General features: G+C 73.5%; 7 protein-coding genes, 1 tRNA gene and 1 riboswitch. All 8 genes read right to left on the bottom strand.

What is annotated here, in order from left to right:
• Positions 1–47: 47 nt before the first annotated feature.
• On the bottom strand, positions 48–527 hold the full coding sequence (locus SXIM_RS14710; protein WP_046724306.1) for a very short patch repair endonuclease: 480 nt from the start codon (positions 525–527) through the stop codon (positions 48–50).
• 164 nt (positions 528–691) lie between these two features.
• Entirely contained in the window at positions 692–1,687 is a 996-nt protein-coding gene (locus tag SXIM_RS14705) for a M23 family metallopeptidase (protein WP_043177610.1), read from the bottom strand.
• A 9-nt stretch (positions 1,688–1,696) separates the two neighbouring features.
• A riboswitch (cyclic di-AMP (ydaO/yuaA leader) is annotated at positions 1,697–1,846 on the bottom strand.
• Positions 1,847–2,064: 218 nt separating this feature from the next.
• Positions 2,065–3,453 carry an extracellular solute-binding protein gene (locus tag SXIM_RS14700; protein WP_046724304.1) on the bottom strand — a complete coding sequence of 463 codons (1,389 nt, stop codon included), beginning with the start codon at positions 3,451–3,453 and terminating at the stop codon, positions 2,065–2,067.
• Positions 3,453–6,029: a caspase family protein gene (locus SXIM_RS14695; RefSeq protein WP_053116199.1), complete on the bottom strand. Its 2,577-nt coding sequence runs from the start codon at positions 6,027–6,029 to the stop codon at positions 3,453–3,455. The genes SXIM_RS14700 and SXIM_RS14695 overlap by 1 nt, the downstream gene beginning before the upstream one ends.
• Positions 6,030–6,036: 7 nt before the next feature.
• On the bottom strand, positions 6,037–6,489 hold the full coding sequence (locus SXIM_RS27660) for an effector-associated constant component EACC1 (RefSeq protein WP_046724302.1): 453 nt from the start codon (positions 6,487–6,489) through the stop codon (positions 6,037–6,039).
• An 87-nt stretch (positions 6,490–6,576) separates the two neighbouring features.
• Positions 6,577–7,683, bottom strand: coding sequence for a PP2C family protein-serine/threonine phosphatase (locus tag SXIM_RS14690; RefSeq protein ID WP_046724300.1), 1,107 nt, complete (start codon positions 7,681–7,683; stop codon positions 6,577–6,579).
• Between the two features lie 127 nt (positions 7,684–7,810).
• A tRNA-Lys gene (locus SXIM_RS14685) sits at positions 7,811–7,883 on the bottom strand.
• Between the two features lie 120 nt (positions 7,884–8,003).
• Entirely contained in the window at positions 8,004–9,884 is a 1,881-nt protein-coding gene (locus tag SXIM_RS14680) for a DEAD/DEAH box helicase (RefSeq protein ID WP_046724298.1), read from the bottom strand.
• Positions 9,885–10,060: the final 176 nt, after the last annotated feature.

The following is a 10,060-nucleotide window of genomic DNA, read 5'->3' as shown; positions in this document are numbered from 1 at the left end:
AGTCACAGACTACGGGCCTCAGGCGGGCTTTGAGAGTCGCTTCCGAGTCACTCGCCCCCGTCGTTCGTGGCTCCTTTCTGCCCGTTCGCCTTCTTGAGCTCGACAGCTACAGCCACCCGACGTGCCACGGCCTCCGGCGACTCATGCTCCCAGAAGCGCAGCACCGTCCAGCCCTCGGCGCTCAGCCGCTCCGTGGTCTCCCGGTCCCGGTCGATGTTCTTGTCGAGCTTCCGGCGCCACCAGTCCTTGTTCGCCCTGGGCTGCGTTGCGTGCTGGGGGCAACCGTGCCAGAAGCAACCGTCCACGAAGACCGCCACCTTGGGCCCCGGGAAGGCGATGTCGATGGTTCGACGGGCCATGCCGGGCACCTTTCGGTGCAGGCGGTAGCGGTGTCCCGTGGCGTGGAGCAGCCGACGGATGGCCATCTCAGGGCCCGTGTCGCGGCTCGCCTGTCGGCTCATGCGGGAGGACACCGCCGCGGAGGACGGTACGGGGCGTGGACCGACGCCACGCGAACCTTCCTTCATACACCCCTCCAGTCCCGCAACCACGGCCGACCGAGCGATCGTACGTGATCGGGGTCACCGGGCCGCCGTCACTTCAGGAGTGGGGGACCAGGTATGCCGCCGGCCCTGATGTCGGGGGGAGTCACCAGGGCCGGCGGCGGTGTGGGGGGATGGTCGTCGGCCGGTCAGACCGCCTGGCCCTTGCCACGCAGCCAGGCCAGCGGGTCGATCGGGTCACCGCCGCCGGGGCGGACCTCCAGGTGCAGGTGCGGCCCCGAGGAGTTCCCGGTGGAGCCGACCCGGCCGATGGTGTCGCCGGTGTCGACGGACTGTCCCGCGGTGACGTTCATCGAGGAAAGGTGGCAGTACCAGAGTTCGGTGCCGTCCTCCTGCTCGATGATGATGCGGTAGCCGTACGAGCCGGCCCAGGCGGCTTCCTTGACGGTGCCGGTGTGCACGTTCTTCACGGGCGTGCCGGTGGGGGCGGCGAAGTCGGTACCGGTGTGGGTCGAGGACCACATGGAGCCGCTGGCGCCGAAGCTGGAGGACAGCGTGTAGGTGGTGAGGGGGATGGTGTAGCTGGCGCGCAGCTCCGCGAGGCGGCGCTCCTCCTCCAGGCGCCGGCGCTCCTCCTCGGCCTCGCGCTGCCGCTGCTCCTCGGCGAGCCGCTCGGCCTCGGCGAGTTCGGCGGCGGCGGCGACGGCGTCGCTCTGCGCGCCGGCCAGGATCTGGGCGTGCTCGGCGGCCTGGGCGGTGGCCTCCTGCTCCTCGGCCTGCTGGAGGATGCGGGCGCGCAGCGCCTCGCCGGCGTCCTGGGCCTCGGTGAAGGCGGTCACCGAGGTGGTGTCCTGCGCCTCGGGCTCGCTCTCCGGGGAGGAGATCAGGTCGCTGAGGACGGGGATCTGGTCGGGGATGGAACGCACGGAGTCGAGGCCGGGCACGGAACCCGTGCCGCCCTCCTGGGCGGTGGCCATGCCGCCGGCGCCGACGGCGGCGAACATGCCGACGCCGAGGACCGCGCGGCTGCGTGCCATGGTGCCGCCGCGCTGCCGGGCGACCCGGTGCCGGCCGCGCACGGGGCGCAGGGTCTCGGCGCTGGGGTTCCACTCGGTACGGGGCTCGTCCTCGATGGTCTGCGGCCCGTAGTAGGCGGGGTGGGACCCGTGCGGGTTCGACGCCACGGAGGCGTTCTCCTTTCCTTCCTTCGCCGACCGGGTTAGCTGACGGGTTCGGAGCAGGAAGGTCTCCTACGGACGGTGGGCCGTCCGATGCACCCCAAGTGGTGGTTCCCCGGTTCCCGGCGCGCTGGTGGCGTGCCGTGGATTAGGCGGTACAGCACGACCGCCGTCTTGGCGACGGCGGAGACGACCGCGCTGCGTTATCGAACGTTAATAGACGGCCCGCCGTAATTCCAAGTGGATCCGGGAATTGAGTCAGGCACTTTCCCCCCTCAAACAGGTGTGGATCATGGCAAATTACCCCATAGATTTTTGTTGCTGCCATGGCAAGCGTTTCTGACGGTGTGTCAGTTGTTATCGGAGCGATGTCTTCCGATCACTCACGGTGAAAGGCGTCCCTCCAGCGCGAGTGCCAGCTTCTGGTGCAGCCGTTCCGCCGTCCCCTCCACCGACCCGTTCTCCGCCAGCAGTTGCGCGACCTCCCGCCGCAACTCCCGCGAGAACGCCGGGTAGTAGGGGCTCGCCGGCCGTGCTCTGGCCTCCTCCAGCGCGCACCACAGCAACTCCGGGTACCCGGGCGGCACCTCGCGCACCGCCCCCTCCGCCGGCTCCCCCGGCGCCCGGGGCACCGCCACCGCCGTGACGGCCGCGCAGTCCAGTTCCCGCGGGTCCCCGATGCCGTACGCGTCCCGCAGGGCCGGTGCGAACCCCGCTTCCAGCAGCCTGCGCTGGCTGTCCGGCTCCGCCGTCAGGAAGCGGATCAGCCGCTCGGCGTCCGCCGCCCGCGCGCTGTCGGCCGAGACCGCGAGCGACTGCCCGCCCAGCGCCGCCGCCCCCGGCAGCGGGACCACCCCGAAGTCCGCGCCGTCCGGCAGCGTGGCGTCCAGGTGCTGGTACGCGTACGGCCAGTTCCGCATCAGCACCACCCCCGACGGGTCGCCGCCGTCCAGCTCCCCCGTGAACTCGCGCAGCGCGCCGGTCTCGTCCGCCTCCCGGGCCCGTTCGCTCAGCTTGCTGCCGTCCGCGATGCGCAGCAGTTCACTCAGCCCGCGCCGCAGCTCCTGTTCGCTGCCCCGGTATCGCCCCCGCTCGTCGGTCAGCTCCACCCCCACGCTCCAGAACGCCTCCAGCACGTTGACCGTCAGCCCTTCGTAGGGGCGCAGTTGCGTGATGTACAGCGGATGTTCCTGGCCGCCGGGCCACTGCGCGATCAGCTCGCCGAGCGTCTCGTGGCCCAGCAGTTCCCCGGGTTCGCGGCCGAGCGCGGTCAGCAGGTCCTGCCGGTAGTAGAGGAGTCCGACGTCGGTGTTGAACGGCACGGCGTACGCCCGCTCGCGCCAGCGGCCCGCCTGTGCCGCCTGCGCCAGGAAACCGGCCTCCAGCAGGGTGTCGTCCAGCGGGCGGATCAGGCCGGCCTCGGCGAACTCCGGAACCCAGGTGGTGTCCAGGTTCAGCACGTCGAAGTCGGCGCTGCCCGACTGGAGCGCGGCGATCAGCTCACTGTGCTGGCCGCCCTCGGTGCGGGGCAGCTCCACCAGCCGGGCCGGGCGGTTGTCCTCGTCCGCGTTCCAGGCGTCGATCAGCGCCTGCCGTACGCCCTCCCCCTCGCGGCTGGTCAGGTCGGCGCCGCTGACCACCACCAGCGGTCGCCCGTCGTCGACCCGGGCGGGAGGCCGGCCCGGATCCGGCGCCCCGCTGCATCCGGCCACCACCGACAGCGCCAGCAGCGCCGGCAGCACCCGCGCCCGTACCGTGCCCCGCCGCGTCATCACGGCTCCCAGGGCGCGGTCAGGCCCCGCAGGGTCCCGGCGAGCGCCGCCCCCGGCGACCCCGAGCCGTCGAAGCACAGGGCGCCCGAGGCGATGAGCATCCGGTTGTACAGGTGTTCGCAGCCGAGCGAGCCGTACGAGACGACGGCGACCGGCGGCGCCGCGTCCGCCGGTCCGTCCAGCCGCCCGGCACTGTCCTCGTCATCGGTGATCAGCACCACCAGCCGGCCCCGGTCCGTCTCCGCGGCGTCCGGCTCCGGTGTCAGCAGCGCGAGGCCCGCCTCCAGCGCCGGGGTGATCGGGGCGTGCCGTTCCACCGGGGCGAGCGCGTCGATCGCCGTCCGTACCCCGTCTGCCCCGTCGTACGGCGCCAGGCCCCGCACCGTGCGCACCGGATCGGCGCCGCCGCCCGGTGTGGCCAGCACCGCGTACCCGTCCTCGGGCCCCAGCACCCCGATCGCCGTCCGCAGCAGCGCCGCGTACTGCGCTTCCCTGGCGTACGAACCCGAGGACACGTCCACCACGAACACCACGTCACGCGGCCCCTGCCGGCTCTCCTCCGCGGCCAGATACCCGGCCGCCGCCGCCTCGTCCGGCGCCAGCAGCCGGGGCAGCGCGGGTGCGGTCACGAACGCCTCGTGGTTCAGCGGCGGCGCCTCGATCAGCGCGCGCCGCTCGTCCCGCGGGTCCCGGAAGCCCTGCGCGCCCAGCGCCCGCATCCCCTCCGCCGAGCCCAGCCACGCCCCCAGCCGCCCGATCGCCTCCCGCCGCTCCGCGTCGTCGGCGGCGGCGTGCTCCCAGTGCACGGGCACGAACGTCAGATCGAGCGGCGGTACGTCCCCCGGGTAGTACGCCCGGTACCGCTGGTCCCAGGTCAGCTGGTCGAGAGGGGCGCCGGCCGCACCGCTCAGACAGGCCGGACGCCGCTCGGCACGCACCAGGTCCACCGCCGTCCGCTCCGCCACCAGCAGCGCGGGTGCCGGGGTGGCGGGCCCGCCTCCCGCCGGCCGCGCCAGCGAGCACAGCAGTGCGGCGTCGTCCGCCGGCGGCAGCGGCACGTCCTGGATCCCGCCCGGCCCGGCCGTCATGCCGTGCAGCAGCGCCGCCGCCGAAGCCGCTGGGCGGGCCCGTAACACCGTGAGGTCCTGCTCGCCGGCCGCCTCCAGCAGCCGTTCCAGCGGCTCGCCGGACCGCCGCAGTCCACCCGGCGGCTCCCCCGGCAGCAGGACGACGGCGGGCGAGGTGGCCACCGTCACCGGCTCCCCCGGGTACGCGGCGCTCTCCGCCCCGTCCACGGCGTCCGCCGTCCCCCGCAACGCGATCGAGGAGGACGGCAGCCACACATCCGGGCGCGGCCCGATGTCGCGCAGCGGCTGCGCGCACTCCTGCCCCGCCGCGTCCGCCGAGGCGTCGGCCGCGCAGGTGCGCTCCGGCTCCGCCCAGGCGGCCGAGCGGCCCAGCGCCCGGGCGGCGTCCCCGTCGGGGGCCGCGTAGACGAAGGCGTTCAGCTGGCGGCAGCCCGCCGGACGGCCGCCGATGGCCTCCCGCGCCGCCGCCGAGCCCTCGAACGTCTCCAGCACCCGGGCGAGGGGCCGCTCGTACTCGGGGCTGGTCAGGATTCGCAGCTCCAGGGGGACGGGACAGTCGGGGGGCGGTGGATGGAGCGCGCCGCCGATCGCGTCGCCCAGCGCCAGCAGGCCCGTACCGGCCAGCGCCGCTCCGGCCGCCACGAGCAGGGCGCGGGCCGGGTGTTCCCTGATCAGGCGCCAGGCCGTGGCCGGCCAGGCGGGAAGCGGCCGGCGCGCAGCAGGCGGCGGCGGGGTGGCGATCGCCTGGGACAGGACGGTGTCCTCGGCACCGTTCTGGAATCCGACATACGGCTGCCAGTCGTCGGGGTCGCTGTCGGCGGGCGCCGCCGCCGCGTCCCGCCCGGCCCGCTGCCGCAGCGGTGCGCGCAGCGCCGCGACCGTCACCGGTCCCCCGTCGGGGCTGCCGGTGCCCTCCCGCAGGATGTCGAGCAGCGCGGCCGTGAACGGGGTCGGGCCCCGGCCGTCCCCGGCGTCCTGCCGTCCCAGCGGCCGGGAGGAGGTCACGAGTGCGAACGGCACCTCCGCCCGCAGCGGCTCCAGGCGGGCGTTGCCCGAGAAGCAGCAGTCCAGGATCAGCACCACCCGCTCGGCACGGGTACGGCACAGCAGGTCGCGCAGCTCGGCGTACCGGATGCCCAGCAGCCCGGCCTCCGTCGCGCTCGCCTCGCGGGGTTGCAGGTGCAACCGGCCGGGCCCCGACTCCTCTTCGACGAGCTGACCGTGCCCGCTGAAGTAGCACAGCAGCAGGCTCTCGGCCTCCTCCGCCGCGCGCCCGACGGTGTCGACGATCTCCTCGCGGCGGGGCGAGTGCAGCGGGGGCAGGAGCGCCGGACCCAGCCGGCCGAGCACGTCGTCGCCGAGCACCTCGTACAGCTGATCGATGTTCGCCGTCACGGAGGGCAGCGGCGGATAGTCGGCGGCGTGGTCGTACCGCGCCACCCCGATCAGCACCACCCGGGAGCGCCCGGCGTCCGGCTGAAAGCTCACCGCCCCGTCACTCGGCGGGGCCGGAACCAGGACCCGAGCGGGGGCCGGACCCGGGCCCGGGAGCCGAACCGGGACCCGCCCCCGGGTCGATCGCCTCCGCCGCCAGCCGCGCCTTCTCGGCCAGCTCACCGCGCGAGTACGTGCGATCCCCCTCCACCGTCACCCGCAGGTTCCCCGCCATCTCGACGGTCACCCGCAGATCGCGGCGCGGCCGGTTGCGCAGATGGTTGTAGACGGAGCGCAGCAGCAGCACCATCACCGCCCCGGTGGCCCGTTGCGCCAGGTGCAGGAGCAGGTCGTCCCACACCCCCATGGCGTTGTCGACCGGCCGGGGTTCCCGGCCGATCCGCTCGGTCACCTCCCGCAGCTCGGGGTCGGCCTCCAGCCACAGACGCAGCTGCCTGATGTCCTCCTGGGTGGCTCCCGTCCCCTCCACCCGAATCCGTACGGTGGCCGTCATCGTCACATTCCCGCCCTTCCCCCGGACACGCTGACAAACCGTCACCCGATTGTATGAGTGACCTGTGACACAGCAATGGTGCGCGCGTCAGCCGCCGTGGTTCCCCGTCGGCCGGGCGACCGCCAGCAGGGCCATGTCGTCGTTCAGCCGGCCGCCCGTGTAGCGCAGAACCTCCGTGACGAGCCGGTCCAGCAGTTCCTCGGGGCCCCGGAAGGTCTCCGCGTCCAGCGCGTACGCCGGATCGAAGAAGACGCCCCGCCCGTCCCGCGCCTCGCTCACCCCGTCCGTGTACAGCAGCAACTGCGCACCGGGCGGGAACGCGAACGTCTGCGGGCAGCCCGTCCAGCCGGACAGATCCATCAGACCCAGCGGCAACTGCGGGTCCGTCACCTCCAGATAGTGCGCCGGGCCGCCCCCGGGCAGCAGCAGTGGCGGCGGGTGGCCGAGGTTGATCAGCCGCAGCTCGTGCGGCGGCGCCCTGGGCACCTCCACCACCAGCGCCGTGGCGAACTCCTCCTGCGGATCGATCGCCCCCCGCGCCCGCTTCTCCCGGTCCACCGCCGCCTGGAGCCGGGTGCACAGCGTCCCCAGCTCCTCCTCGTACTCGGCGGCCTCCCGGAACGTACCGAGGATCACCGACACCATCTCGGTGGCGCCGAGGCCCTTGCCGCGCACATCGCCCACCAGCAGCCGCACCCCGAACGGGGTCTCGCGCACCGCGTACAGGTCACCGCCGATGAGCGTGTCGCGCTGCGCCGCCCGGTAGCGCGCCGCCACCAGCAGCGGCCCGGCCCGGCCCGGCGGCTCGGGCACCACCGAGCGCTGCACGATCTCGGCGACCCCGCGTGCCGAGGCCACCCACTGGTCGCGCTGGGCCACGACCCGGTTGATCAGCAGGGCGAGGCCGGAGACCGTGAACACGGTCAGAAAGGTGACGATCTCCTGGCCGGTGACCGCGGCCCGCCCGGTGAACACCAGCAGCGCCGCCGCCAGCATGGCCGCGAGCCCCGTGTACAGCGTGCCCCGGAAGCTCATCACCGGAGCCGCCAGCACCGGCGGGGCCACGAACAACGGGGTGAAGGTGAGATGCGGCGGGGTCACCGCGCTCAGCGCCAGCCCGGTGAGAATCAGCACGGCGGGGACGAGGCGTACGTATCTCAGCCCCCTGGCCGGCTGCGCTGGTGTCGGGTACACACAACCAATCTGCCGCGCCGGGCGACCGGGGGCGAGTCGATCACCGGCTTGTGAGGGTCACCGGCGGTCGGCACGCGAAAGCTCCCGCACGGCACGCGCGGGAGCTTTCGTACGGAGAACGGAACGGTAGGCCGTGTGGGACTCGAACCCACAACCAAAGGATTAAAAGTCCTCTGCTCTGCCAATTGAGCTAACGGCCCGCAGACAGCAGCATAGTCGCACCCCTGGCGCGGCTCGCAGGCAATACGGCACAGACGCGGCGGAGTGCACGCCCGCCGGGGCCCGGCACGCTGGCCGGGCCCCGGCGGGCTGTCACGGTGTCAGTTGTCGCGCTTCCAGCGCGGCTTGTCGTCGCGGTAGCCGCCGCCACCGGTGCCGGTGCTGCCCCGGCGGTCATCGCGCCGGTCGTCCCGGCGGAACCCGCCACGGTCGCCGCCGCCGGTGCTGCCACCGCGGTCATCACGGCGGCCCTGGTACGGACGCCGGTCATCGCGCCGGAAACCGCCGCGATCGCCACCGCGATCATCGCGCCGGAAGCCGCCGCGGTCGCCACCCCGGTCATCGCGCCGGTCCCGCTCGAAGGAGCCGCGGTAGCCACCGCGGTCGTCCCGCCGGTCACGGTCACCGCCCCGGCGGTCATCGCGCCGGTCGTCCCGCCGGAACCCACCGCGGTCATCGCGGCGGTTCTGGTACGGACGCCGGTCGCCGCGCTCGCGCTCCTCCTCGGCCGCCTTCGCGGCCCGCTCCGCACGCCGCGCCTCGCGCTTGGCCTCGCGCTCGGCCTCGGCCACGGCCTGGGCCTCGGCCGCGGCGGCAATCGCCTCCGCCGGGTCCTCGCCGCGCTCGCGCGCCGCCCGCCCGGTCAGCTTCTCCGCCTCGGAGCGCAGCTCGGCGGCCCGCTCCTGGGCCCGCTCCAGCTCCCGGGTCAGCCGGTTCACCTCACGGTCGGCGTGCAGCGCCGCACCCATGGCGGCCTCCGCCTGCACCTCGGTGAGCGAACGCGCGCCGATGATCTCGGCGACCTCGTCGTCGAAGAGGTCACCCCGCCCGATGACGTGCCGCGAGGCGTCCACGCCCGCGTCCTCCATCAGCCGGAAGATCGTGCGCCGCTGGTGCGGCAGCGCCAGCGACACCACGGTGCCGGACTGCCCGGCCCGGGCGGTACGCCCGGAACGGTGCAGGTAGTCCTTGTGGTCCCCGGCCGGGTCCACGTTCAGCACCAGGTCGATGCCGTCCACGTGGATACCGCGCGCCGCCACGTCGGTGGCGACCAGGACCTTGATCTTGCCGCTCTTGAAGTCCTCGAGGGTGCGGGTACGGGCGCCCTGCGTCATACCGCCGTGCAGCGCGTCCGCGCGTGCCCCGGACTCCCGCAGCTGCTCGGCGACCCGGTCGGCGCCCAGCTGGGTCCGCACGAAGACGATCGTGCGCCCCTCGCGCGCCGCGATGGCCGCCGTCAGCGGGGCCTTGTCGCGGGGCTTCACCACGAGCACGTGGTGGGTCATGGTGGTCACCGCGCCCTGCGCCGCGTCCACCTCGTGGCTGACCGGGTCGACCAGGTAGCGCTTGACGAGGGTGTCGATCTCGTTCTCCAGGGTGGCGGAGAACAGCATGCGCTGGCCGCCCGGGGGCACCAGGTCCAGCAGCTCGGTGACCTCGGGCAGGAAGCCCAGGTCCGCCATCTGGTCGGCCTCGTCCAGGACGGCGACCTCGACATCGTCCAGCGAGCAGGAGCCGCGCGCGATCAGGTCGCGCAGCCGCCCGGGGGTGGCGACGAGGATGTCGACGCCGCGCTCCAGGGCGTAGATCTGGTTGCCCATGGAGGTGCCGCCGCAGACCACCTTGAAGCGGAGGTTCAGCTCGTGGCCGTAGGGCTCCAGCGCGTCGGAGACCTGCATGGCCAGCTCACGGGTCGGGGTGAGGATGACCGCGCGGGGCTTCTTCTTCTCGGTGCGGCCGCCGGCCAGGCGGGCCAGCGTCGGCAGGCCGAAGCTCAGCGTCTTGCCGGAGCCGGTACGGCCGCGGCCGAGGATGTCCTTGCCCTCCAGCGCGTCCGGGATGGTCGCGGCCTGGATGGGGAACGGGGTGGTCACGCCGTTCTCGGCGAGCTTGCGCACGACCGCCTGCGGGAGACCGAGGTCGGCGAAGGTGGTCGTCGGCTCATCCAGGGGCAGGATGGCGTCAGCGGTTGTTACGGACATGCGAAATGAGACCCTTCCGGAGTCTTGGTCGGCACGCGCCTTAGCTCCGTAGGTGCTCAAGACCGCCTGTCTTTGCGGTCAGCCACGGCTTGACGAGGAACGCGCCACACGGCGCGCTGCGATCGGGCGCCGGGCAAGTGGGATCAAACGATCTACAAGCATACGCACCGCACCGG

The sequence above is a fragment of the Streptomyces xiamenensis genome, assembly GCF_000993785.3.
Classification (GTDB): Bacteria; Actinomycetota; Actinomycetes; order Streptomycetales; family Streptomycetaceae; genus Streptomyces; species Streptomyces xiamenensis.
This window is presented reverse-complemented; position numbering and strand designations above follow the sequence as displayed.